Consider the following 23,883-nt stretch of genomic DNA (forward strand, 5'->3'; position numbering starts at 1 on the left):
AGGTCAGGCGACGAGTGCCGCCTTGAGGCGCGAGACCAGCGAGCCGGCACCCTGGGCGCCGCGCGCCGGCCGGGCCGCCCGCAACGGGCGCCAGCCCTCGCGCGCGAGGCCCTCGAGTCGCTCCCCGGCCCGCGCGGCCCGCGGGTCGCCGGGGCCGCTGAGCCCCGCGGAGACCGCCAGCAGGGCACGCTCCTTGTCCGTGGAGCGGGCCAGGGCCGAGGCCATCGCCTCGTCCACCGGGTGCTCGCGGTAGTGGTCGATCAGCAGGCGGACGCCGGGCATCTCGTCCGCGGCACGCCGCCATGCGGCGGCCACGGCCGTCTCCAGGTCCAGCGGCTGCTCGGACAGCACCCCGTCCAGGCGCCCGGACAGTCGGGTGTGCCAGCGCAGGACCAGGGCCGCGAGCAGGTCGAGCTCGTCGTGGAAGTTCTCGGCGACGCCGGCGACGTCCATCGGCAGGAGGCCGTCGAGCCGGGCGTCGGCGGTGGTGCCGACGCGGCGCAGCGTCTCGCCGCGCCGGTGGTGGGACTCCCAGTTCATGGTGTTCCCCTTTCAGTGGTGTGGACCGCCCCATGCGGTCACATACCGTCGGTACGTACCGAGAGTATGCGAGCGTCGCGGGGCCACCCAAACCCGACGCACCGTGACCTCGCGCACAGGCGGCGTACGCCGTCCTATGCTGCGGGGATGTCCGCCGCGAAACGCGCCAAGTTCCTCCCCTCCGGGGTCCCCTCGGCGGGCCGGGGACGGGCCTCCACCCGACGGACCCTGGTCGAGGTGGCCCAGGGGCTGTTCACCGCGCAGGGCTTCTCCGCCACCTCACTGGACCAGATCGTGGCGGGCGCCCAGGTCACCAAGGGGGCGCTCTACCACCACTTCAGCGGCAAGGCGGCGCTCTTCGAGGCGGTCGTGGACCGGGTCGAGGGCGAGGCGGCCGAGACGATCCGGACCGCCGTACGCGACGAGAAGGACCCCTGGGACAAGGCGTCCGCCGGCCTGCGCTCGTTCCTGGCGATCGTCCAGGAGCCGTCGTACCGCCGCATCGTGATCCAGGAGGGGCCGGCGGTCCTCGGCTACGAGCGGTTCCGCGAGCAGCAGGAGCGCTCCACCTACGCCATCGTGCTCGAGATCGTGCGCGGGGTGCTCGGCGCCGATCGGTGGGACTTCGACGAGGAGATGCAGCAGACCTTCGGCCGCATCTTCTTCGGCGCGATGAGCTCGGCCGGCGCGACCGTCGCCACCGCCCCCGACCCCGCCGGGGAGAGCGAGCGGGTGGAGACCGCGATCAGCGTGATCCTGGGCGCGCTGCGCCTGCTGGCCGACTCCGAGCCGGAGCCTGAGCCCGACTCGGAGCCGGAGGTCACCGAGGAGTGAGCCTCACTTCTCCCAGCGGACGCCGCCCTCCTTGGCGGGCACCAGCTCGATGAAGACGCGGCCGGCGGGCACGGTGAGCTTGCCGGACTTGGTGGTCAGCTTGATCGGCCCCTTGAGCCCGTCCTTGCTCCACGTGCCGCGCACCATCCGGCCGTCGTGGAAGAGCAGGGCCTCGCCCTTGCCCTCGAACTTGGTCTCGGGCACGAAGGAGCCGGCCGGGTCCTTGTAGCCCGCGTCGCCCACGCGCACCTTGAGCGCGAGCACCGTCTCGGCGGGGAACTCATCGCCCTGACGAGCGTTGCTCGTGGGGCTGTTCCACCGGCCGGAGGACTTGTCGAAGTTCCACTGCGAGGTGTGGCTGCCGAAGTCGGCGTAGACCGTGGTCGCGGGCACGCCCTGGGGCAGGTCCTGCGCGGTCCCCCACTCCAGGTAGTCGTCGGGGCGGGTGGTCTTGACCTTGATCGAGTCCGCGAGCTCGGAGAGCCGGCTGAACAGGTTGTACGGCGCGGCCTGCGAGCTCGACCGGTAGAACCCCTTGGCCCCCTCGCCGTAGAAGGTGATGCCGGCGTCCTTCACCCGCTTGATCGTCACCGGCGCGGCACCGCTGGTGACGATCCGGGCACCCTCGGGGACGATGCCGATGTCGCTGGCGCGCATCGACCGGACCGGACCGACCTCGTCGGGCATCGTGGAGTAGAAGAACGCCGCGAGGCGGGTGGTGCCGCCCTCGACCAGCTCCTCCACCACCAGGTCGGCGTCGGAGAGGCCGGACTGCTGGGCGCTGCCACTGTTGTCGATCTTGGCCACCAGGATCGGGTGGTCCTGAGCGGTCTGCTGGTCGCCCTTGGCGTTCAGGCCGGTCAGCGGCCAGGTCGAGGCGAACACGCCGCCGTCCTGGGTCTGTTGGCTGGCCGGCTGCGCCTCCCCCGAGCCGTTGGCGTCGCCGGAGCAACCGGAGAGCAGCAGGCCGGCGACGGTGAGCGCGGCCAGGGAGAGGCGGGCAGGATGACGCACGTCGAGACTCCTGGGAGGGTCGTGAGCAGTTGCGTCCAGTGTGGAGGTCGGTGTGCCCCGTGACACGAGGGACACGCGGGACTCAGCCGACCTTGCGCCCGCCGTCGACGTACAGCGTCTGGCCGGTGATGAAGGACGCCTCGTCGCTGCACAGGAACGCCGCCGCGGCGGCGATGTCCTCGGGCTGGCCGACCCGGCGCACCGGGGTGCTCTCGGCGTTGAGCCGCTGCAGCTCCTCGGGCTCCATCTTCAGCCGGCGCGCGGTGGCGTCGGTCATCTCGGTCACGATGAAGCCCGGCGCGACGGCGTTCGCGTTGACGCCGAACGGGCCCAGCTCGAGGGCCAGGGTGCGGGTGAAGCCCTGGATGCCCATCTTCGCCGCGGAGTAGTTCGCCTGGCCGCGGTTGCCCAGCGCGGAGACGCTGGAGAGGTTGAGCACCTTGCCGTACTTCTGCTCCACGAAGTGCTTCTGGGCCGCCTTGGTCATGTTGAACGCGCCCTTGAGGTGCACACCCATGACGGTGTCCCAGTCGTCCTCGGTCATCTTGAACAGCAGGTTGTCGCGGGTGACGCCCGCGTTGTTGACCAGGATGTGTACGGCGCCCAGGTCGGCGACGACCTGCTCCACCGCGGCCTCCGCGGAGGAGGCGTCGGCGACGTCGCAGGCCACGCCGACCGCCCGTGCCCCGTCGGCCAGCTCCAGCCGGCCGGCCGCGTCGGCGGCGGCGTCCCCGTCCAGGTCGAGGACGGCGATCGAGGCGCCCTCGGAGGCGAAGCGCTGGGCGATGCCGAACCCGATGCCGCGCGCGGCTCCGGTCACGATCGCGACTCGTCCGTCGAAACGGCCCATCTGAGGTCTCCTCTGCTCCGGGGTGTGTGCAGGGGCCACCCTAGGCGCAGGGCCGCTCGGCACCCGGGAGGGGTCAGTCGCAGATCACGTCCACACAGCGCGGGTCGATGACCGCCCGGCCCGATCCGGAGCCGAGGTCGAAGTGCTGGGAGTCCTGGACGCCGTAGGTCCACCGGAAGCCCTGACCGGCCATCGTGGAGACCACCGGGTGGGAGCGGCTGCGCCAGGCGACCCGCCCGTGGGAGCGATAGGCCCACCAGCGGTTCGGCACCCAGCCGTCGGCGGAGTGGTAGGGGTTCTCCCAGGTGTTGAGGTCGAGCGCGCGCCCGGTGGCGTGCGGCGAGCGGATGCCCGGACGGCCGACGACGGAGCGGCAGTTGAACGCCGAGGTGTTGCCGGCCTGCATGGACTTGTAGTCGTTGGCGCCCTGGAGCCGGTCGGACCAGCCGAACCGGTCCACGCGGTAGATCGACCGGAACGGGATGTCCTGCCGGTAGAGCGAGCTCATCGCCCGGGCCACGTTGTCGGCCGCGCCCGCGGCGACGACGAGCTCGCCACGGCGACGCCATCCGCTGTAGCTCCAGTAGTTCACCCGGACCAGGCGGAGCCCGGCACGGCCCACGGGGCAGCCGCGGTGCCAGCTGCGACCGACCATGTTCCGCCAGATCCCGTCCGGGATCCGACTGACGACCGCGTTGGGTCCCTCCCCGACGGCGCGAGGCTGGGCCGGCAGGGAGATCCGCGGCCGCGGCGCGTCGGCGGGCAGCCGCACCGGCTCGCCGGAGGGCAGCAGGTCGATGAAGCGGGTGGGCGAGACGTCCGCCTCCACCCAGTCCAGGCGCGGGGCGACGACCCGCCAGCGGGTGTCGGTGGTGGGACGCACGGTCACCGTGGTCCGGCCCGCGCTGCCCAGGCGCACCGAGGAGTGCCGCTGCCAGTCTCCGCCGGGTCGCCGTACATCGAGCCGCACCGTGCCGGGCACCTGCTCGCCGTTGCCCGCCACCCGTTCGATCGTCAGGGTGGCCGCGCGCCCGTCGACGAGCGTGGCCGGGGCGCCGAGGCCCACCGTGGACACCCGCCGCTTGAGCAGCAGCTGCGTGGCGGTGCTCTGCGAACCGGCGTGGGTGGCGGTCCCGGCGAACCGGGCGCGCAGGACGTTGTCCGCGGCGACCCGCCGCAGGGTCACCGGTGCGGACGCCGCGCCCTGGGCGTCGGTGGTCAGGGCGGTGAAGGGCTGCCAGGTGCCCCCGATGCGGCGCTCGACCTGCACGGTCGCGCCCGGGACGCCGGCCCCGTCGCCGGTGGTGAGCCGGACGGCGACGCTGCTGTCCTCCCCGGCGAAGGCCGCCGGCCCGGCAGTGACGGTGAGGGCGGTGGGCTGCGCCGCGTGCGCGGGCAGCGGCCCCGCCAGCACGGCGAGCACGACCAGGGCGACCAGGGAGCCGAGACGGCGCAGGACCATGCGCCTCAGGCTAGTGCGCCGCGCGCCTCCCGTCAGCCGAACCGACGGGGGTCTACTGGCCGTCTTGCGCGGCGTCCAGGGAGCTCACGACCCCGTCGGTGAGGTCGAGGGTGCGGCTCTCGTCGCCGGTCATCATGGTGAGGATCGCGACCTGCTCCCCCACCGGCACCAAGATCTCGCTGCCGAAGGCGTCGACCGGCCCGTTCATGGTGTACGTCGCGACCATGGTCTCGCCGGCGTCGGTGTCGGTGGTCTGGATGTCGGTGACGGTGCCCTGGATGCCGCCGAGCTGCTGGCGCAGCTCCTTCTTCGTCGGCATCGTGCCGGTCAGCGACCGGACGTTCAGGTTGTCCCCGAACTCGCCCTCCGCGTCGGGGTCGACCATGAGGAGCTCGGTGTTGTCCACCGCCTTCTGCACGGCCTGCTGGTCGGTGCCGAGCCGCCGGGCCGCCTCACCCACCCCGAGAGCGCCCTGCTCGTCGCCGACGACCTGCTAGCCCTCGGGCGGCTGGAAGGCGATGCCGCCGGCTGAGACCGGGCCCGCGGCGCTCGCGCCGTCGCTGGAGGTCTCGCTCGAGCTCGACTCTCCCGAGCCGCCGGCCGGCTCCTCGGCGTCCGAGCCGCAGCCCGCGAGGAGGAGGGCGGAGGCGACGAGGGCGGCCGAGAGGCGTGACGTGCGCATGCTGCGCAACCTAACAGCCGACCACACACACCCGCCGGCGCGCTCACTGTCCGCTGTCGTCGGCCTGCAGCGACCCGAGGATGCCGTCAGCGAGCTCCGTGCTGGTGTCCCGGTCGGTGGTGCTGACGGTGACGTTCACCGTCTGTCCCTGGGGCTCCATGATCAGCGAGACCCCCTGGACCTTGCCGGCGGCGACCGGCAGGACATAGCTGACGACCGTGACCTCGCCCAGGTCGCTGTCCTCGGTCCGCAGGTCCTGCACCGTGGCGCCGAGCTGGGAGAACTGCTGCTCGATCACCGAGTCCGGCGGCTTGGTGCCGCCGGGGGCGAGCACGTTGATGTTGTCGGCGAACGTGCCGTTGCCGCCCTCCGGGTCGATCAGGAAGACGCTGGCCTGGCCCATCGCCTGGGTGAGCTCCTCCGGGGACAGGTTCATCTGCCGGGCGGCCTCGGCGACGTCGGAGTTGCCCTCGGCCTGCTGGGTGAGGTCGTCGGCCTCGAGGGTGATCCAGCCCTCCGGCTTCGCGAAGGAGACGCCGTCACCCGAGACCCGGTTGCCCGAGTCCGCGGAGTCGCTCGCCTCCTCCGACGAGCCGCCGGAGGAGTCCTCGGCCGCCGAGGACGACTCGGAGGAGGCGGAGTCGCCCGAGGGCTCGTCGGAGCCGCCGCCCGAGCCACAGCCGACGAGGAGGGTCAGGAGCAGGGCGGGGGCGAACACAGCGGCCCCGAGACGTGTCCGGTTCATGACTGGGGAACCTAACAGCGTTCGGCCCCGCTCGGGCGGTCTTGGCGGGATCAGTCCAGGTGGCGCCGCAAGCGGGCGGCGTACTCCTCCGCCTCGCCGTCGGCGTACCGGGTGCGCGGCCAGAAGAACCCCCGCAGCCCGTCCCCCTTGGTTCGCGGCACGACGTGAAGGTGCAGGTGCGGCACCGACTGGGAGACCACGTTGTTGATGGCCACGAAGGAGCTTGTCTGCACCTGGTCACCCCTCGATTGGACCGCGACCGCACCCAGAGACCTTGGCATCCCTTGGGTAGTGTGAGACGGCGAGCGGTCGGGACAACTTCACTGTCCCGACCGCTCCTTGTAGGCCCTTCCCCGGGCCTACTTGCTGCCCTTCTTCTTGCCGGCGTCGTCGCGCTTCTCGCGCCAACGACCATCCTTGTTGCGGTCGCGCTCCTGCGTACCGCCGCCCCTCTTGGGCACCTGCGGTGGCTTGCCTCGCGGCATGTCTCCTCCTACCCGGGTAGCCGCCCGGAACGGACACCCGAGATTCGGGCGCAGCACCATTATCACACATAATTACAACAATGTGATTTCGAGTGAGCGACTCGCCGACGACGGCGATCATCCGGGCAAACCTCGTAACCGTCCACGCACCAAACTTCGCAGACGCCGCCGACACTCCTGTGACGGCGCGCCAGGTCCACGGACGACCCGCCGCCGGGACGTTGCTCAGACAGCCAGCGAGGCTGATCTCTGCTCACTGACGGTCCGCAGGGCCTCGAAGAAGGCAGAGAGGTTCGCCGCTGCGTTCCTGCCGATGTCCATGAAGAGCAACGAGACGGGCGCCCCGAATCCGCGAACTTCCATCGGAGCGGGAAGAGCGTCGCCCGCGGCAAGGACCAAGGGGTAGAGGAGCGTGGCGGTGGAATCCGGCCAGTCCTCGTGTTGGCGGTACGCCACGACCTGGTAGATGTCGGATCGGCTGATCTTGATGCGATGTCGCTCGCCGATTGTGGTCACATGCTCGTCGTCAACCTTGTGACTGCTGGGCAGGACGTCCTTGTACTTGGTGTCGATGAGCAGGGTCCGCCCGCCGTCGACCCGCAGTACCAAGTCGGGGTCAACCTTCGACGACCTTCTGCTCTTCCCATCCGCGTCATGAATTCGAGCGGTTCCGGGTTTGTCGGGCGCCAGAATCAGACCGGGCGTTGAGTGCATGAGGCCACGGACTGCCTCCTGGAGCAGAATCGGCATGCGCCACATGAATGCAGAGGTCGACTGAGCGGTGCCGAGATCGTCTCCCATGAGGCGGTTTTGGAGGAGCCCGAGAGTTGCACTCAGCACTTTGGCGTAGTGGCGCTGTGGCCCGCGTGTAGAGGTGGCTCGGATGTCGCTGGCAGAGACGCGGATGTCGGAGACTTGCGCGAAGAGCGGCAGGGTGGCGTTGACCTGCCTGAGAACGGCACGCCGGGCCGCGGGCACCGGCAGGCTGTGGCTGACAGCGGCGATGTAGCGCAGGCCCGCTTTCAATATTCGGTTGTTCGGGGTGTCCTGTGTTCGTTCTTGAACTCGGCACGGGATGCTCGCAGCATCGCCCACAGCGAGGTGATTGGGGACGTAGCGGCTGACGAGGATCTTGCCCTTCACCTTGGCGTTGAGCACTCGGGCGGTTGTTTGGTAGTCGCGCCGCAACCAGCGAGCCGCGAAGTCTCGGATTGCCCGCGCCTGCCAGACCAGGAGACATGCAGAGGGGTCTCGCAGCACGGCGTCGAGGTCGACGTCGTCGTGATCGAGGAGCTTGAGGGGCTCGTGGCGTTGCTCGTAGGCGTAGTCCGCCAAGAAGAACACGTCGGCGGCGTCGAGTTTGGGGCGGACCTGAAGGGTCACGTCTCCGATCGGTGCGCGTGAGCGGGTGACGCCGACACTGTTACCCGCTCGGAGTATCCAGGTGTCGTCAGCAGCGCTCTTGGTCACCTCGCAGTCGGCGCTCTTCCAGAACTCATTCGGTATCGCCGCGACAACCTCCTCCGCCACGGGCACTCTCCCGTGCTCACGCACTTCTATTAGGTGCGTCACGCCTCGTCGTCACTCTCAGGCGTGGCGGTAACCGCGATCCACGGCTGGGTCGCCAGATGGTCTGCGAGTTCATCGGCGTGGGCGCGCTGAGGGGAACCGGCAGACAAGCCCAGGGCCTGCCGAAGTCCGGCGATGACGCTTGGGTCTACCTCGCCTTCCATCTCGTACTCGCCGAGCAGCGGGAGAACCTCGTAGACGTACCGTGCCGCCAGGACATCCAGGCTGCTGTATGCGCCGTCTGGCTCGGCCATGAAGTAGGAGGGGCCGACCTGCAACCCTGACGGCGCATCGCCCAGCGCCTCGGCAGTCGTGGCGTGGAGCCACAGGGCCGCGTGGCGGGTCTGGTCGTTGTCGAACGCGAAGGATCGGATTGGCTCATCGGTTGCTGACACATCGAGGAACACGAAGCGTCGTCGCAGTGCATAATCGATGACCGCGATACTGCGATCGGCCGTGTTCATTGTGCCAAGAAGGCGAAGGTTGCCTGGGATCGTCAACGACGCGTCGCCATCGACCGAGTAAGGCGTGGCGACGGCCTCGCCGCGATACTCCAACGCGTAAAGCAATTCGCCGAAGATGTTGGGGATGTCGCCACGATTGATCTCATCAAGCACGAGGACCAGCTCGATATCGTAACCGCGGGCGGCGAGTTCGGCGCCTACCGCTGAGATGAGGCTCAGGATGCGGTGCTGCGGGACAAAGGTGACTCCCTCGCCATGCGGCTGGGCGACCAGGGCCCGAACGAAGTCGGTGTAGTCGTAGCCTGGATGGAACTGCACGATGTCCCATAGCCCGGTCAGGCCCCGGCGCTCTACCTCGCTGGCGATGCCTGGCACGTTGCGTTCGTTTGCGGGTAGTCCGTCGATGATCGCTTGGAGGCGGCTCTCCTCGATGCGGCTCGCGGTCGCCCAGCCCACGTATTGCTTGGCCACGTAGGTCTTTCCTGCGCCAGGCGGTCCTTGGAGCACGACCTGGCCCTTGCGGCGCAACTGCGACGCCAGTTCCGCGAGTTCGTCGGGGATGTCGGCGCGGGTGCTCTGAGCCTGCGTCGCTAGTCCCGCGGACTCGTACGCCTCGCGGAACTCCCCTGGTGACAGGTTGAGCCAAGCGTTGGCTCCGATGCTGAGTGCGAGGTCGACTGCTCGGCCCGGAAGAGCGGCGAAGCCGCGGTCGGCCAGACGCTCGCCGATCAGCGTGACCGCACCTGGCACGGCATGGCGCGTAGGCAGCGTCCGCTCGACACCCACGATTGACCCCCCGTGCTTCTTCGGGTCGATCACCTGGCAGCGCTCCAGCAGGCTGAGAATGTTGGAGGTCGCCTTGGTGCCGTGCGGCAGTTCGTCGTCACTGTCGTTGTTGCGCTTATCGAGCGTTGCATTCAGGGCGGTGGCGTTCACGGCGCTGGGCTTCAAGCGACCGTTGCTATCCGTGAGGACTTCGCGAACGACATCATCGAGCCGCGGGTCAGCCAGGTTGAGCGCAACCCAGAGCAAGAGGTATCGATCACCCCGCTCGTCCCGCGCCGCACGCAACAATTCATTGTCCACCACGATCTGTGAACCCGCCGGAGCCCTGGGATTGGCCAGCGGTGGCTCGTAGGCAACCAGGTCGTTCCACAACGGCTCCGCCTGACCGGCTGCCCCGAGCGCTGCCTCGACCTCGCTGCCCGTAGTCGTCCCCGGCACGATCTTGCTCAGCACATCGACTGTCGCCTCGGGTGAGGTGAACTTGGTGAAAGAGATGGCACCGAGGCTGGGGATTGGGGGCACGGCAGACAGTCTGCCCGAGATGGACGTCCACCTTGGCAGGAATGCTTCGGATCAGGCGTGTCGCCCTGGGTCCCTGAAAGTTGTGCCCGCGTCGGTCAGCAACGTCCTAATGCGACCAATCGAGTATCCGGTCTGAGCCGCGAGGTCACGAATGCTCGACCCTCGCTCGTACTCGGATCGCAGTGACGCACCCACAGTCTCCTTGGTTCCGGGATTCAGTCGCTCGTGGGGCTCTAGAACCGGGGCCAGGATCGGCCCGCCCGCGTACCCACGGTGGACCTGCCCACGTGGGGTCACGCCTTCATCGGACTCGTCGCCCCACACGGTCCAACCCTCCCGAGGGTGGCGCGCGAAGAGTTCCAGATGCGGGCCGGGCGAGCAGTCCTCGATCAGGTCGTACTGCTCGTCTGGCTTGCGAGAATGCTCCCGCTTGCGGGTCTCGATCATGTTGACCTGGCTGCGGGCAGGGCTCAGCGTGCGCATCGACCCGCGGACACCAAATAGAAGGATCTCGGTGACGTTCCTGAAGTAAAAGCCAACACCGCGACCATCCGGCCCGCCGTCCTTGCGGCGTTTTGCCCAAACGATATTGGACACGTAGCGAAATCCCCATGCCTTCATCACAGCCATCCCGTCGGGGAGTAGCGCGTTCGGCACCCACAGGTACAGGTGGGCGTTGTCGGCCACAACCGTGGAGACAGGGATGTTCTTGATCGCGTCAAGGGTCATCGTCGAGTAGCGGTCCAGCCGTCGATGCTCAGGAGCCACCTTGCCGGTCCGGTTGGTGAACCGCCAGGGCGGATCCGCGAGGACCGTCTTGAAGCCGCCGGGCGTCTCGGGGAGTGGAAGAACATCGTTCTCGGGGCGGAGGGGGGAGGCTGTCGTCATCGTCACGGCGTTGACGTTAGCGAAGTAGATCTCATCTGAGATCCAACTGTCCTGCGTGTCGAACCTTTTCACTTCAGATCTTCTCTCTGTCGCGGCGCTCCCTGGACGACGTTGTGACGTGGACGAGCTCTATGTCGCCAAGCCCCACCTAACGCCGAGGGTGCGCACGTTGGTCGCCGCGCCGGGCATCCTCGCGGATGGGTGCTTCGACCCCGCCCTGCACTAACAGCCATCCCCGGCGTGCCCAACGAACCCGACCCTGCCGGAGGGCACCGACATTTCGGCGCCCGCTCAGTCACGGTCTGTGGATTGTTGGGCTTGGCGGATGTTCGCCCCCACTCAGATTGGCGACTTCAGTGCCGTCCGAACTCGCTGTGCGTAGGTGGCCGCCTCGTCGTCGGCGTACTTGGTGCGAGGCCAGAAGAAGCCCCGCAGGCCGTCCCCCTTCGTTCGTGGGACCACGTGGACGTGCACATGGGGCACCGACTGGCTGACAACGTTGTTCACGGCGACGAAGGTTCCCGTCGACCCGAGTGCTGCCGGAACGGCCGACGCAACACGTTGCACCGCCCCGAACAGGGTCGCCAACAAGGGTGACGGCAGGTCCGTCATCGTTGCGTGGTGCTCGCGCGGTACGACGAGCACGTGACCCTTGAATACTGGGCGAGCGTCGAGAAACCCGAAGACTTCGGGTTCATCGAGCACGACGTGGGCCGCAGTGTCCCCGGCGATGATCGAACAGAAGAGGCACAAGTCCACTACGCCGCTGCTTTCCCTGCGCCCGGAATCTCCCACGACGAGCCACCTGAGAGAGTGCAGTTAACAAGACCCTGCGCGCCGAGCTCCTCGACCATCGCGGTGCACAGCTGCTGGCCGAGGGCGAGGAACGGGTCGCGCTCGGCCGCCGGGAGGTCGGGCAGGGTGACGACGTGCTCGTCAGGGACCAGCAGGACGTGCCCCTTGAAGACCGGCCGTACGTCGAGGAAGGCGGTGAAGCCGTCGCGGGCCAGCACCCTCGCCGCGGGCTCCTCGCCCGCGACGATCCGGCAGAACAGGCAGTCGGTCATCGCAGCCTCTCGTGATGCAGCGTGCCCATCCGGCTGCGGCGCAGGTGGAGTACGACGACCCCCGCGATCGCCACCCCGGCGAGGTTGACCAGCAGCTGGAGGAGGGCCCGGCCGGCGTGGCTCCAGTCGCCCGCCACGATCGCGACCGCGGCGAAGCCGGCTGCCGGGACGGTGGTGACGGAGATGAACACCCCGATCAGGGTCGCCGACTTCTGCGAGGTCAGGGCGAGCATCCCGGCCGCCCCGGCGAGGAGCGCGACCGCGACCGACGCCGGGCCGACGTGGTAGACGAAGGAGACCTCCTCCAGGTTCGCCACCACGCCGGGGTCGAAGAGCCCGAGCGCCTGGGCGAGCAGGGTGCAGGCCGCGGTCACGGCGATCGCGAGGGGGTAGCCGACCAGCAGGGCGGTGACCCCGCGTCGTACGAGGTCCCTCCGGCGGCCGACCACGCCCACGGCGAAGGCCGCGAGCGGGCCGAAGTCCGGGGCGACCACCATGGCGCCGACGATCGTCTCCGGCGACTCCGTCACCACGCCCAGGGCGGCCAGCAGGCAGGCGATGACGAGGAAGGCGAGGTACATCGGGGTGATGGCGCTGTCGTCGCCGGTCGTCGCGACCAGCTGGTCCCAGATCACCGCGTCGACGGCGTCCCCGGGAGCCGCCTTCTCCGCCTCCTCACCGGGCACCGAGACCATCAGGTCGAGGTCCTGCAGCGTCACTCCCCCGGTGCGATCGACGCCGAGGTCGGTCAGCCGGTCCAGGACGTCCTCGACGACCTCCCGCGCGACCAGCGCCTCGACCACGTCCGCCACCGCGCCCTCCGGGGCGCCGGGCACCCGGGTGACCAGCGCCGTCCCCGGGTGCTGCTCCAACATGCCCACGACCTCCGGACCCTGGGCCGTCGGGCAGACCACTCGCAGCTGCTGCATGGGGTCAGTCTGCCGGGCGGGGGACGTTTCCCCGGTGCACCGGGGATCGTGTCACTGTCCGGCTGAAGTTTCAGCCGGGAAGCGACCGGATTCCCTGGGAACCTCCCGGGCTTAGGCGCCGAGCCGGCCCGCGGGCGGCTCAGAAGTCGTGGCTCGCGCCCACGCCGGGGGTGCCGGGGTGGAAGCGGTTCAGGTGCACTCGCCGGGCGAACCGGATGACCGGGCGAATCAGCATCTCGATGCTGCCCAGGATGAACAGCCAGGTGCCGGCCTCGACCAGGGAGGTGTTGAGGAAGAAGAAGCTGCCGACCAGGAACCACAGGCCGATCAGGATGTCGTTGATGATCCCGATCGTCTCGTAGCGCTGGCGGATCACCAGCTCCTCGCGGCCGAGGTGGACGGTCACGGTGTTGTCGTGGGTCTGGACGTGCTGAGTCACGGGTGTGAGGCCTCTCGGGGGCGGCGCGGGGCGTCGTACGAACTTGTCGAGAAGTCGGTCGGCCTGTCGAGTGCCGTGACGCTCGACAAGGTGACCGATCTGTGCGTTACATGACGGCGGTCCAGCCTACGGAGGGCAGCCGCCGGTGCCCAAACGCCGGGCGGCGGCGTCGGCGTCAGGTGGGAGGCGGCGGGTTGCACCGCCGCCCCTCACTCAGGAGCGTTGACGGGCTTGTTGACGCCGACGCATACGAATGACCCCTGACCTGCATGCGTGCAGGTCAGGGGCCATTCTGCGGAACGTGGAGCTGGCGGGAATCGAACCCGCGTCCTCGAGCGTCGAACCAGGTCTTCTCCGGGTGCAGTCCGTGGGTGGTCGTTCTGCTCGGCCCCGGCGCTCCCACGGACAGGGTCGCCGACAGGCCCAGTCGCAGAGAGAGTCCCGGTCATCCCCTGCGACAGGGAGTGACCAGCAAGTCTCCTAGATGAGGCCTGGATCCGGGACGGAGACGGATGCCCGGTCAGACCCTTCGATCACTGCAATCAGGCAGCGAGAGCGAAGTCAGTGCGCTTAGAGTCGGCACTTGTGGTTTCCAGCGATCGTTAACGAGATGACGCTGGCTTCTCGACCCGCTTCTCCTGGAACTAACGTCCCAAGTCGAAACCGATCAGCCCCTCTGGAGTTGTCAACGCGCACGGCATCGCCGTGCGGTGTTCATTGTACGTCGTCCCAACGCCGGCCGCCGCCCGGTTGTTCCCCCGGCGGCGGCCGGCGCGGGTCGGGCTCACAGGCCGTCGACGTACTGGCTGAGCCAGTCCTGCGCGATCTGGATGTCCACGCGCTGGTAGCCGTCGATGTAGCGGCAGTTGGAGGTATAGCCGAAGCTGGTCACGCCGACGATCTGGCCGTCGAGCAGCAGCGGGCCGCCGGAGTCGCCGAAGCAGGTCCCGCCGGTGCCGGCGGTGTCGTTGGGGTTGCCGTTGGTCTGCAGGATCTGCGGGGTGAGCTTCTGGCCCGGCATGTCGACGTAGCGCCGCACCATCGGGTAGCTCATCGGGGTCGGCTTCTGCGGGCCCTCCTCGGCCTTGCGCACCTCGGTGCCGTAGCCGACGGCGCGGAAGAGGGTCTTGCGCAGCTGCGAGGTCGGGATCGCGTCCAGGGTGCCGACCGGGGCGATGCTCATCGGCTCGATGCCGGTGACCGGCTCGTCGAGCTCGATCACGCCGTAGTCGTTCCAGTTCGCCATGTCGGTGAAGTCGGAGTAGTCCGGCGAGGTGTACGCCGTCCCCGACAGCCAGCCCGCCGACTCGATCTCGGCGTCGGTGTAGCCCGCCTCCGGGTCGCTCGCCACCGGCAGGTCGGCCGGCGGGGCGTCGTCGATGAACCAGTCGAAGCTGACCGCGGTCGCCCCGTCGGTGCCGTCGGTGCAGTGCGCGGCGGTGAGCAGGGTGTCGGAGTCGACCAGGGTCGCCGTACAGCGGTAGCGGCCGCCGTCGGAGTAGAACGCGATCATGCCGACCGCGGAGTACTGGTTCGCGCTGTCGACGGTGCCGCCGGTGCTGGCGGTGGCCGGCGCTGCGACCAGGCCGGTCATGGTCAGGGTCGCGGCCGCCGCGGCGGCGGTGAGCAGGCGTGTGCGCACGTGAGCTACCTCTCAGTGGGAGTCGGAGGCCCACATCACAACACCGGCGACCCGCCACCGCACGAGACGAACGACGGGCACGCCCCGAAGGACGTGCCCGTCGTGTGGTGGTGCGTGGGTCGCTCAGTAGCGGGTGATGGTGCGGGTCTGCGCAGCCGGGCCGCCGACCTTCTTGATCCGCATCTTGAAGACGTCCTTGCCCTTGGTGTTGGCGCGGCTCCGCTGCACCTCGATGTCGCCGTCGCTGTCGGCGGTGCGGGTCCGGTGGTAGTAGCGGTTGCCGTCGTGCCACAGGGTGATGACCCAGCGGGTGCCGGGCTTGGCGTCGTCGACGTCGACCTCGACCTCGAAGCGGCCGTCGTCCTTCTCCACGTCGTACTCGACCTGGGCGCCGCCGTAGCTGAACTCACGGTCGGCGGCGGCGGCCGGAGAGGCCGTCATCAGGGTCAGCGGCGTCGCGACGAGGGCGGTGGTGCCCAGGGTGGCGGCGGTACGGCGCAGGATGCTGTTCATGTCTCTCTCCTCGGTGGTGGTGCCGGTGGTCTCGGTGACAGGAGAGACTCTGCTCGCCGGCCGTGAGACGACCGTGAGCGCTGCATGAGGGAGTCCTCATGCAACGCGCTCACTCCCCCAGGACCCTCGCCGCGCTCTCCCAGCAGACCGCGCGCAGCCATGCGTCGCCGAGCTCCAGCCGGGCCAGCGCCTCGAGCTGGTGCTCGTAGGGATAGGGGATGTTCGGGAAGTCCGACCCGAGGAACACCTTGCCGGCCAGCCCGAGGTCGCGCAGCCGCGGCAGCAGGTCGGCGGGATAGGCCCCGCCCATCTCGGAGAAGAAGTCGGTGAACGCCATCGTCGTGTCCAGCCCGACCAGGTCGTGTCGCTCGGCCAGCTTGAGGAACTCGCAGTACTCCGGGGCGCCGGCGTGCGCGATCACGAGGCGCAGCCGGGGATGCCGCGCGAGCAGGTCGGCGACCGGGGCGGGTCCGGTGTACGTCGCGGGGACGGGGCCGCTGCCCGCGTGCAGCACGACCGGGGTCGAGGCCTCGGCCAGCACGCCCCAGGCGTCGTCGAGCAGCGGGTCGCGGACGTCGAAGTTCCCGACCTGCACGTGCACCTTGAACACCCGGGCGCCGTCGGCGACCCGGGACGCGACGTACTCCCCCGCCCCGTCCTCGGGGTAGAGGGTGGCGCAGTGCAGGACCTCGGGGACCTCGGCGGCGAAGCCGGCGGCCCAGTCGTTGAGCCACTCGGCCATGCCCGGCCGGTGGGCGTAGGACAGCGCGGTGAAGCGGCGCACGCCCAGCCCGCGCAGCGTCTCGACGAGCTGCTCGTCGGTGCGCCGGCCGCGCTCGTTGATGTAGACCAACGGCCACGGGCGCCCGATGAGCGGGCCGGCGGAGTCGAACTGGGCGCGCACCTTGGCCGTCACGTTGGGCGGCATGAAGTGGGTGTGCAGGTCGAACAGGCCGGCCAGCCCGAGCCCGCGGGCGAACTCCGGCGCGGAGGCCACGGGCATCAGTCTCGGTACCCCTTGAGCCGACGCTGCACGGCGTCGACCTTCTCCCGGTTGGCCTGCTTCTCCCGCAGCGTCTGCCGCTTGTCGTACTGTTTCTTGCCTCGAGCGAGGGCGATCTCCACCTTGGCGCGGCCGTCCTTGAAGTACAGCGCGAGCGGCACGATGGTCAGGCCCCTCTCGCTGACCTGGCGCTCGATCTTGTCGATCTCGGCGCGGTTGAGCAGCAGCTTGCGACGGCGGCGCGCGGAGTGGTTGGTCCAGGTGCCCTGGGCGTACTCAGGGATGTGCACGCTGTGCAGCCACGCCTCGCCGCGCTCGACGTCGACGAACCCGTCGACGAGGGACGCGCGGCCCTCCCGCAGCGACTTCACCTCGGTGCCCATGAGGACGAGCCCGGCCTCCCAGGTGTCCTCGATGTGGTAGTCGTGCCGCGCCTTCTTGTTCTGCGCGATCATCTTCTGGCCCTGCTGCTTCGGCATCCGCCCATCATCCCAGCCGGGCGGAAAATCTCAGAACCACTTCATCGCGTCGGCGTAGCTGCCGTTCTCCAGGAGCGTGAAGTGCAGGTGGCACCCGGTCGACCAGCCGGTCGTGCCGACGTACCCGATGACCTGCCCCTTCTTCACCCGGTCGCCCTCGTCGACGATGTAGCGCTGGGCGTGGTTGTAGATCGAGACCAGGCCGCGGCCGCGGACCACCCCGTAGTCGAGGTAGAGCCGGTTGCCGTAGACCGAGGTGTACTCCCGCTTCATCACGGTGCCGTCGGCCGCGGCGTAGAGCGGCCCGCCGCACTGGCCGCCGTTGCTGAAGTCGGTGCCGTTGTGCAGGCCCCAGTAGCCGTAGATCGGGTGCTTGCGGTAGCCGTAGGGCGAGGAGATGTAGCCGTCGGCCGGCATGGTGAAGAACCCCGAGGAGTCGCTGCGCTGGGCGGCGGAGCTCTTGGCCGCACGCGCCCGGCGGAGCGCGGCGAGCGCCCGCTGCCGGATCTGCTCGCGCACCTTGCGCTCCTTGGCCTCGAGCCGGCGCAGCTCGGCGGCGTCGGCCGCCCGGACCCGGTCGGCCTGGGCACGGGCCTGGCGGTCGGCGCTCACCAGGTCGGAGACGGCGTCGCGGGCGGTGACGGCCTGCTGCTCCAGGGACTCGGTGCGGGCGAGGTTCTGCGCGGCCTCCTCACGGCGCTGCCGCACCGCGTCCCGGGCCTCCTCGACCTGCTGCTCCCGCACCTGCAGCAGCACCTGGGATGCCCGCAGCGCGTCGTACGTCGCCTCCTGATCGTCCACCAGCGCCTCGCGCACGGTCTGCTCACTGGCCAGCTCGCCGGGCGTCTCGGCGTTGAGCAGCGCCTCGAAGGTGATCAGGTCGGGGTCGCCGGAGCGGTACATCGAGACGACCATGTCCTCGACCTCGCGGCGCTGGTCCTCCATCTCCGACTTCCCGTCGGCGACCTCGGCCCGGGTGCGCTGGAGCTTGGCGACCGCGGCGTCCAGGGCGTCCTGGGCGGCGGCGTCGCGGGCCTGCGCGGCGGTCAGGTCGACCCGGACGGCAGCGAGCTCGGCTCGGGCGGCGTCCAGCTGCTCGCGCGACTTCGACAGCCGCTGCGCGGCGCGGTTGGCCCGGCTGCTGGAGTGCTCCAGCTCGTCCTGCGCCCGGTCGATGCTCTTCTCGACGCGCTGCTTGCGCTCCTTGAGGTCGTCGTCCGCGAAGGCCTGCGGGACGGCGAGGGAGCCGATCGCCAGCGCCGCCAGGGACAGGGTCGCGGTCATGCGTGCACGCGCCGACGCCGGTCGGCGGCGTGGGGCACGGGGGAAGGTTCGCACCGGTCAGCCTCGGGGGTGTTCGGGGAAGAGAACCCCTCGACGCTAACCGACCGCTCTCAGACTTTGAGGTATTTGCGCGTGAGCACGAGTGTCGGGATCAGCGTCAGCAGCGGGCCGAGCACGGCGATGATCGCCGTCGCGAGACCCCACTCCGGCCACCCGACCCAGGGCATGAACTGCAGGTTGGCCAGGCCCTCGTTGACGCCCCAGTGGGTGAAGGCGGCGAGCGCGACCGTCGCGAGCCCCACGCCTACGAGCGCGGTGAACAGCGCCTCGAGCAGGAACGGCAGGGCGATGTAGAGGCTCGACGCACCGACCAGGCGCATGATCCCGATCTCGCGGCGACGTGCCATCGCGGCCAGGCGCACCGTGTTGCCCACCAGGAGCAGGGCGGCGATGACCAGGAAGCCCGCGGTGATGAGCGAGGTGAGCTGCATGTAGTTGATCGAGTCGAAGATCGGCTTGAGCCGGTCGCGCTGGTCGTTGATGCCGGCGACGCCGTCGAGGCCGGTCACGGCGCTGGTGATGCCCTCGAACTTCTCGGGGTCCTTGAGCTGGACCCGGATCGTCTCGGGCATCGACTCCACCCGCAGCGGCGGGTAGTCGCCCTCGAACTTCTCCTCGCCGATCAGCTCCTTGGCCTTCTCGAATGCCTCCCGCTTGGTCTCGACCTCATAGCCGTCGGCCTCGGGGTTCTCCTCGATGACCTGGATGATCCGCTCCTTCTGCGCCGCGGTGACCTCGCCGGTGCAGTTGGGGCTGGAGTCGCGCTCGCGACAGAGGTTGACCGGGATCTCGATCTGGCTGCCCCAGAAGTCGGCGGCCTTGTCGGCCTGCTTGTTCATCAGCACGCCCAGCCCCACCAGGGTGAGGGAGACGAAGAGGGTGAGGATCACCGCGAGGTGCATGGAGAGGTTCCGGCGCAGGCCGTGGCCCAGCTCGGAGAAGACGTATCGCAGCTGCATTGCTTGTTGGGTTTCCTTCGCAGTCGTCCGGGGTCGGGTCAGGAGTACGGCGTCACTGTTGGGCGCCGTACACGCCCTGCGCCTGGTCGCGCACGACCCGGCCGTTGTCCAGCTCGATGACCCGCTTGCGCATCTGGTCGACGATGCCGGCGTCGTGGGTGGCCATCAGCACGGTGGTGCCGGTCCGGTTGATCCGGTCCAGGAGCTTCATGATGCCCACCGAGGTCGTCGGGTCGAGGTTGCCGGTCGGCTCGTCGGCGATCAGGATCATCGGCCGGTTGACGAACGCGCGGGCGATCGCGACCCGCTGCTGCTCTCCGCCGGAGAGCTCGTCGGGCATCCGGTCCTCCTTGCCCTCCAGGCCGACCATCTCCAGGGTCTCGCTGACCAGCCCGCCGATCTCGTTGCGCGGCCGGCCGATCACCTGCAGCGCGAACGCGACGTTCTCGGCGACGGTCTTGGTGGGGAGGAGGCGGAAGTCCTGGAAGACGGTGCCGATCTGGCGGCGCAGCCGCGGCACCTTCCACGACGCGAGCCGGCTGATCTCCTTGCCGGCGACGTACACCCGCCCCGAGGAGGCGCGGTACTCCCGGAGCACCAGGCGCAGGAAGGTCGACTTCCCGGACCCGGAGGCGCCGACGAGGAAGACGAACTCGCCCTTCTCGATCTCCGCGGTCACGTTGTCGAGGGCTGGATGGCCCTGTCCGGCGTAGGTCTTGGAGACCTTCTCGAAGCGAATCACCGGCCCGAGGGTAGTCGAGGGGGTGCAACGCCTAGGGTTCCCCCATGCGCGCGCGCCTGATCCTCGCCACGACGATCGTGTGCCTGGTCGCCTCCGGCTGCACCGCGGACGGCGGCGGGTCGTCCGAGCCGTCCTCCTCGGCCCCCGCGAGCCCCACGGGGCTCGACCGGCTGCCCACCGACGAGCTCGTCGTCGCGCGGGGCGCCTTCTGCGACCGGCTCGCGGATGCCGCACCCGGGCGCGCCGTGGGCGGCGAGGTCGAGGACGAGGAGGCCTACGAGCCCGGCGACACCGCCGTACTCGCTCCGGGCGTGCGTGATGTCGCCCACGAGTGGTCCTGCTCCTACACCTCCGGCGAGACCGTGGCGCGGGCCTGGCTCTTCACTCCCCCGGTGACGCCCGAGCAGGCGCGCCGGTTGGCCCGCTCGGCGGTGACCGAGCAGTGCCGGGAGGTCCCGGGCGCGGAGTACGGCGACCCGTCGGTCAAGGTGGTCTGCCGCAACAAGCAGGCGGTCTCGGTCTCCTGGCGGGGGCTCTTCGGCGACGCCTGGCTCTCCTGCTCGCTGCGCGCGCCGGCGGACACCGACCTCGACGAGCTGACCCGCCGCGCCAGCGTGTGGTGCGCCGACGTGGCCAGCGCGGCGGCGGTCTGAGCCGTTCTCATCCTGGTCTCATCTCTCTCATCTCGGGCTCATCCGGGACGCCCAGGCTGGTCCCGTCACGCACCAGACCGCCTGAGGAGAACCACGATGAGGACCCGCACGCTGACCGCCACCGCCGCCCTGGCCGCCCTGCTCCTGACCGGGTGCGGGACGGGCTCGGACTCCTCCGGGTCGTCCGCGGAGCCCTCGGAGACGGTGACGGTCACCGAGGAGGCCACGAGCACCCCGACCTCCAGCGGCTCGGCCACCGACGACGACCGCGACGACCGGGACGACCGGGACGACCGCGACGGGGACGACCAGGCGCGGAAGTGCGCGGCCGCCCAGGGCGACCAGGTCGTGAGCGGCGACCTCCAGGTCCGCTCCGGGCAGGTCTGCGAGCTCGCCGGCACCCGGGTCGAGGGCAACATCGAGGTCGGGTCCGGCGGCGTGCTGCGGGCGAAGAACATCCGCGTGGAGGGCGACATCCAGGGCGAGGGTCACCGCGAGGTCGTCGTGCGCTCCTCCCGCGTCGACGGCAACGTCCAGCTCGAGGACGGCCGCCGCGGCACCGTGGCGGGCACCCGGATCGACGGCGACCTGCAGGCGGAGAACAACCGCGGGGCGCAGACCTTCAACGGCAACACCATCGAGGGCAACCTGCAGTGCGAGGGCAACCAGCCGGCGCCGCGCGGCGGCGGCAACCGGGTCTCCGGCGACAAGGAGGGCCAGTGCTCGGGGCTGTGAGCCCCGGACCTCAGGCCTCCGCGCCGGCCTTCTCCGCGCCCCGGCGCCAGCGGATGCCGGCCTCGAGGAAGTCGTCGATCTCCCCGCCGAAGACGGCCTGCGGGTTGCCGCTCTCGTAGCCGGTCCGCAGGTCCTTCACGATCTGGTAGGGGTTGAGGACGTAGTTGCGCATCTGGTCGCCCCAGGAGGCGGCGACGTCGCCCTTGAGCTCCTTGAGCTGCGCCTCCTCCTCGGCCTTCTTCAGCGCGAGCAGCTTCGCCTTGAGGACGATCATCGCCGCGGCCTTGTTCTGCAGCTGCGACTTCTCGTTCTGACAGGAGACCACCGTGCCGGTGGGGATGTGGGTGAGGCGTACGGCGGAGTCGGTGGTGTTCACGCTCTGCCCGCCGGGACCGCTGGAGCGGTAGACGTCGACCTTGATGTCGTTCTCGTCGACCTCGATCTCGTCGGTCTGCTCCAGCACCGGCACCACCTCGACCGCGGCGAACGACGTCTGCCGGCGGCCCTGGTTGTCGAACGGGCTGATCCGCACCAGCCGGTGGGTGCCGGCCTCGACCGAGAGGGTGCCGTAGGCGTAGGGCGCGTGCACGGCGAAGGTGGCCGACTTCAGGCCCGCCTCCTCGGCGTAGGAGGTGTCGAAGACCTCCACGGAGTACTTGTGGTGCTCGGCCCAGCGGGTGTACATCCGCATCAGCATCTCGGCGAAGTCGGCGGCATCGACGCCGCCGGCGCCGGAGCGGATGGTGACCAGGGCCTCGCGGGCGTCGTACTCCCCCGACAGCAGGGTGCGGATCTCCAGGCTCTCGACGGCCTTCTTGACCTTGCCGAGCTCGCGCTCGGCCTCGGCGAGGGTGTCGGCGTCGCCCTCCTCCCGGCCGAGCTCGACCATGACCTCGAGGTCGTCGACCCGGCCCCGGATGCTGGTGAAGCGGTCCAGCTCGCCCTGCAGCAGGGAGAGGCGGCCGGTGACGCGGGTGGCGTTCTCCTGGTCGTCCCACAGGTCGGGCGCGGCGACCTGCTCCTGCAGCGCGCCGATCTCGGCGTTCATCGCGTCCACGTCGAGCACCTGCTCGATGGTGCGCAGCGTCGCGCGGAGCTGCTTGATCTCGGTGTCGTAGTCGGGGCCTGCCACGAGAGGCAAGGCTACCGCCGCCCCGGTTCCGCACCGAGTCGGCGCGTTCTCACACCCTCACCTCGGTGCGCACCTCGTCCTCCTCGAACTGGTCGCGCTTGCGGATCGCCAGCGTGCAGGCCAGCGAGACCGCGCCGGTGAGGACGAAGTAGCCGAGGATGTACTGCAACCCGCCTCCGGCCTGGTCCAGCAGCCAGGTCAGCACCAGCGGGGTGAGCCCGGAGGCGAAGATCCCGGAGAACTGATAGACCGTCGAGATGCCGGTGTAGCGGTTGCTGACCGGGAAGAGCCCGGCGAAGAACGCCGCCTCCGGCCCGTACATGAACGGGTAGAGCACGCCCAGCGCCAGGACGATGCCGATGATCGCGAGGACCTGGCTCTCGGTGCCGAGCATCGGGAAGGCGATGAGGGCGGCCACGACGGCGAAGACGCAGCCGGCGGCGTAGACCAGGCGCGGGGTGTAGCGGTCGCCCAGCGCGCCGGCGACCGGGATGAGTACCAGCAGGAAGACGGCCGCGGCCATCACCCCGAGCAGGATCGGCGTCCGCTCCATCCCCAGGGTGTCCGAGGCGTAGGCGATGGAGAAGACCGCCCAGGTGTTGAAGGCGACGCCCTCGACCCAGCGGGCGCCCATGCCCAGCAGCAGGTTCCGTCGGGTGACGGGGTCGCTGACCATCTCCTTGGCCGGCAGCGAGGACCGCTCCTCGGCCTGGGTGAGGGCGCGGAAGGCCGGGGTCTCGAAGACGCGCAGCCGGATGACGAGGCCGACGACGACCAGGACGATGCTCAGCCAGAAGGTGATCCGCCAGCCCCAGGAGTTGAATGCGGCGTCGCTCATCACGGCCCCGAGCAGGGCGAAGACGCCGGTGCCGAGGGTGAGGCCGACGGCGAGGCCCATCTGCGGCACCGAGCCGAACAGCGAGCGCTTGCCGGCCGGGGCGTACTCCACCGACATCAGCACCGCACCGCCCCACTCGCCGCCGATCGCGATGCCCTGCAGCAGTCGCAGCACCACGAGCAGGATCGGGGCGAGGGTGCCGATCTGGTCGTACGTCGGCAGGCAGCCCATCAGGAAGGTGGCGACCCCCATGATGATCATGGTCATCACCAGGGTCTTCTTCCGGCCGATCCGGTCGCCGACGTGGCCGAAGATCAGCCCGCCGATGGGCCGGGCGACGAAGCCGAGGGCGAAGGTGAGGAAGGACAGCAGGGTCCCGACGACCGGGTCCTCGGAGGGGAAGAACTGCTTGTTGAAGATGATCCCCGCGGCGACGCCGTAGAGGAAGAAGTCGTACCACTCCACCGTCGTGCCGACGAGGGTGGAGGAGAGCACCTTGCGGAGCTCCTTGGGGTCGTGCAGGTCGGTGCCCTGGTCGTCGCGGTCGACCGCCGGGTTCTGGGTCAT

General features: G+C 69.7%; 28 protein-coding genes and 1 other RNA gene. 3 read left to right on the top strand and 26 right to left on the bottom strand.

Annotation, left to right across the window (positions count from 1 at the left end):
- Positions 1-3: 3 nt before the first annotated feature.
- Positions 4-540, bottom strand: a complete 537-nt coding sequence (locus K8W59_RS14830) for a hypothetical protein (RefSeq protein WP_223395168.1) — start codon at positions 538-540, stop codon at positions 4-6.
- A 147-nt stretch (positions 541-687) separates the two neighbouring features.
- Here K8W59_RS14830 and K8W59_RS14835 point away from each other — a divergent pair, with 147 nt between their 5' ends.
- Positions 688-1,374: a TetR/AcrR family transcriptional regulator gene (locus K8W59_RS14835; RefSeq protein WP_223395169.1), complete on the top strand. Its 687-nt coding sequence runs from the start codon at positions 688-690 to the stop codon at positions 1,372-1,374.
- Positions 1,375-1,377: 3 nt separating this feature from the next.
- Here K8W59_RS14835 and K8W59_RS14840 read toward each other — a convergent pair whose 3' ends face one another.
- The 23 genes from K8W59_RS14840 to ftsE all read right to left on the bottom strand — a co-directional run bounded on the left by K8W59_RS14840 (position 1,378) and on the right by ftsE (position 19,958).
- Positions 1,378-2,388: a DUF3048 domain-containing protein gene (locus tag K8W59_RS14840; RefSeq protein ID WP_223395171.1), complete on the bottom strand. Its 1,011-nt coding sequence runs from the start codon at positions 2,386-2,388 to the stop codon at positions 1,378-1,380.
- A gap of 82 nt (positions 2,389-2,470) precedes the next feature.
- Positions 2,471-3,238 carry a glucose 1-dehydrogenase gene (locus tag K8W59_RS14845; protein WP_223395173.1) on the bottom strand — a complete coding sequence of 256 codons (768 nt, stop codon included), beginning with the start codon at positions 3,236-3,238 and terminating at the stop codon, positions 2,471-2,473.
- A gap of 73 nt (positions 3,239-3,311) precedes the next feature.
- Positions 3,312-4,700 carry a M15 family metallopeptidase gene (locus tag K8W59_RS14850; RefSeq protein ID WP_223395175.1) on the bottom strand — a complete coding sequence of 463 codons (1,389 nt, stop codon included), beginning with the start codon at positions 4,698-4,700 and terminating at the stop codon, positions 3,312-3,314.
- 52 nt (positions 4,701-4,752) lie between these two features.
- Positions 4,753-5,160: a hypothetical protein gene (locus K8W59_RS14855; protein WP_223395177.1), complete on the bottom strand. Its 408-nt coding sequence runs from the start codon at positions 5,158-5,160 to the stop codon at positions 4,753-4,755.
- Positions 5,161-5,193: 33 nt separating this feature from the next.
- Positions 5,194-5,382 carry a hypothetical protein gene (locus tag K8W59_RS14860; protein ID WP_223395179.1) on the bottom strand — a complete coding sequence of 63 codons (189 nt, stop codon included), beginning with the start codon at positions 5,380-5,382 and terminating at the stop codon, positions 5,194-5,196.
- 43 nt (positions 5,383-5,425) lie between these two features.
- Positions 5,426-6,127: a hypothetical protein gene (locus K8W59_RS14865; RefSeq protein ID WP_223395181.1), complete on the bottom strand. Its 702-nt coding sequence runs from the start codon at positions 6,125-6,127 to the stop codon at positions 5,426-5,428.
- Positions 6,128-6,177: 50 nt separating this feature from the next.
- Entirely contained in the window at positions 6,178-6,360 is a 183-nt protein-coding gene (locus tag K8W59_RS14870; RefSeq protein ID WP_397195925.1) for an HIT family protein, read from the bottom strand.
- 126 nt (positions 6,361-6,486) lie between these two features.
- Positions 6,487-6,612, bottom strand: coding sequence for a hypothetical protein (locus tag K8W59_RS20230; RefSeq protein ID WP_263283251.1), 126 nt, complete (start codon positions 6,610-6,612; stop codon positions 6,487-6,489).
- 225 nt (positions 6,613-6,837) lie between these two features.
- Complete coding sequence (locus K8W59_RS14875; protein ID WP_223395183.1) at positions 6,838-8,142, bottom strand: McrC family protein; 1,305 nt, start codon at positions 8,140-8,142, stop codon at positions 6,838-6,840.
- A 38-nt stretch (positions 8,143-8,180) separates the two neighbouring features.
- A complete protein-coding gene (locus K8W59_RS14880; protein WP_223395192.1) occupies positions 8,181-9,953 on the bottom strand; it encodes an McrB family protein in 1,773 nt (590 codons plus the stop codon).
- A gap of 51 nt (positions 9,954-10,004) precedes the next feature.
- A complete protein-coding gene (locus tag K8W59_RS14885; protein ID WP_223395194.1) occupies positions 10,005-10,913 on the bottom strand; it encodes an MT-A70 family methyltransferase in 909 nt (302 codons plus the stop codon).
- 267 nt (positions 10,914-11,180) lie between these two features.
- Positions 11,181-11,600: an HIT family protein gene (locus K8W59_RS14890; protein ID WP_223395204.1), complete on the bottom strand. Its 420-nt coding sequence runs from the start codon at positions 11,598-11,600 to the stop codon at positions 11,181-11,183.
- Positions 11,600-11,908, bottom strand: a complete 309-nt coding sequence (locus K8W59_RS14895; protein ID WP_223395213.1) for an HIT family protein — start codon at positions 11,906-11,908, stop codon at positions 11,600-11,602. The genes K8W59_RS14890 and K8W59_RS14895 overlap by 1 nt, the downstream gene beginning before the upstream one ends.
- A complete protein-coding gene (locus K8W59_RS14900) occupies positions 11,905-12,837 on the bottom strand; it encodes a DUF389 domain-containing protein (protein ID WP_223395215.1) in 933 nt (310 codons plus the stop codon). Before K8W59_RS14900 ends, K8W59_RS14895 begins: the two co-directional genes overlap by 4 nt.
- A gap of 139 nt (positions 12,838-12,976) precedes the next feature.
- Entirely contained in the window at positions 12,977-13,276 is a 300-nt protein-coding gene (locus tag K8W59_RS14905) for a YrhK family protein (protein ID WP_223395217.1), read from the bottom strand.
- A 299-nt stretch (positions 13,277-13,575) separates the two neighbouring features.
- Positions 13,576-13,951, bottom strand: a transfer-messenger RNA (tmRNA) gene (gene ssrA / locus K8W59_RS14910).
- Between the two features lie 109 nt (positions 13,952-14,060).
- A complete protein-coding gene (locus K8W59_RS14915) occupies positions 14,061-14,918 on the bottom strand; it encodes a S1 family peptidase (protein ID WP_223395219.1) in 858 nt (285 codons plus the stop codon).
- Between the two features lie 123 nt (positions 14,919-15,041).
- A complete protein-coding gene (locus K8W59_RS14920; RefSeq protein WP_223395221.1) occupies positions 15,042-15,431 on the bottom strand; it encodes a hypothetical protein in 390 nt (129 codons plus the stop codon).
- 109 nt (positions 15,432-15,540) lie between these two features.
- Positions 15,541-16,434: an amidohydrolase family protein gene (locus K8W59_RS14925; protein ID WP_223395223.1), complete on the bottom strand. Its 894-nt coding sequence runs from the start codon at positions 16,432-16,434 to the stop codon at positions 15,541-15,543.
- A complete protein-coding gene (smpB, locus tag K8W59_RS14930) occupies positions 16,434-16,913 on the bottom strand; it encodes an SsrA-binding protein SmpB (protein ID WP_223395234.1) in 480 nt (159 codons plus the stop codon). Before smpB ends, K8W59_RS14925 begins: the two co-directional genes overlap by 1 nt.
- A gap of 30 nt (positions 16,914-16,943) precedes the next feature.
- A complete protein-coding gene (locus K8W59_RS14935; protein WP_223395236.1) occupies positions 16,944-18,197 on the bottom strand; it encodes a M23 family metallopeptidase in 1,254 nt (417 codons plus the stop codon).
- 110 nt (positions 18,198-18,307) lie between these two features.
- On the bottom strand, positions 18,308-19,216 hold the full coding sequence (gene ftsX / locus K8W59_RS14940) for a permease-like cell division protein FtsX (RefSeq protein WP_223395245.1): 909 nt from the start codon (positions 19,214-19,216) through the stop codon (positions 18,308-18,310).
- Positions 19,217-19,268: 52 nt separating this feature from the next.
- A complete protein-coding gene (gene ftsE, locus K8W59_RS14945; protein ID WP_223395247.1) occupies positions 19,269-19,958 on the bottom strand; it encodes a cell division ATP-binding protein FtsE in 690 nt (229 codons plus the stop codon).
- A 44-nt stretch (positions 19,959-20,002) separates the two neighbouring features.
- Between ftsE and K8W59_RS14950 the strand changes: the two genes are divergently transcribed.
- Both K8W59_RS14950 and K8W59_RS14955 read left to right on the top strand, forming a co-directional pair.
- Positions 20,003-20,611 carry a hypothetical protein gene (locus K8W59_RS14950; protein WP_223395249.1) on the top strand — a complete coding sequence of 203 codons (609 nt, stop codon included), beginning with the start codon at positions 20,003-20,005 and terminating at the stop codon, positions 20,609-20,611.
- Positions 20,612-20,707: 96 nt separating this feature from the next.
- Positions 20,708-21,346 (top strand): hypothetical protein, encoded by a 639-nt coding sequence (locus K8W59_RS14955; protein WP_223395251.1) that lies wholly within the window; start codon positions 20,708-20,710, stop codon positions 21,344-21,346.
- A gap of 10 nt (positions 21,347-21,356) precedes the next feature.
- Here K8W59_RS14955 and prfB read toward each other — a convergent pair whose 3' ends face one another.
- Positions 21,357-22,478 (bottom strand): peptide chain release factor 2, encoded by a 1,122-nt coding sequence (gene prfB / locus K8W59_RS14960; RefSeq protein WP_223395253.1) that lies wholly within the window; start codon positions 22,476-22,478, stop codon positions 21,357-21,359.
- A gap of 49 nt (positions 22,479-22,527) precedes the next feature.
- Positions 22,528-23,883, bottom strand: coding sequence for an MFS transporter (locus K8W59_RS14965; RefSeq protein WP_223395255.1), 1,356 nt, complete (start codon positions 23,881-23,883; stop codon positions 22,528-22,530).

This window comes from Nocardioides rotundus, from assembly GCF_019931675.1.
In the GTDB taxonomy this organism is placed as follows: Bacteria; Actinomycetota; Actinomycetes; order Propionibacteriales; family Nocardioidaceae; genus Nocardioides; species Nocardioides rotundus.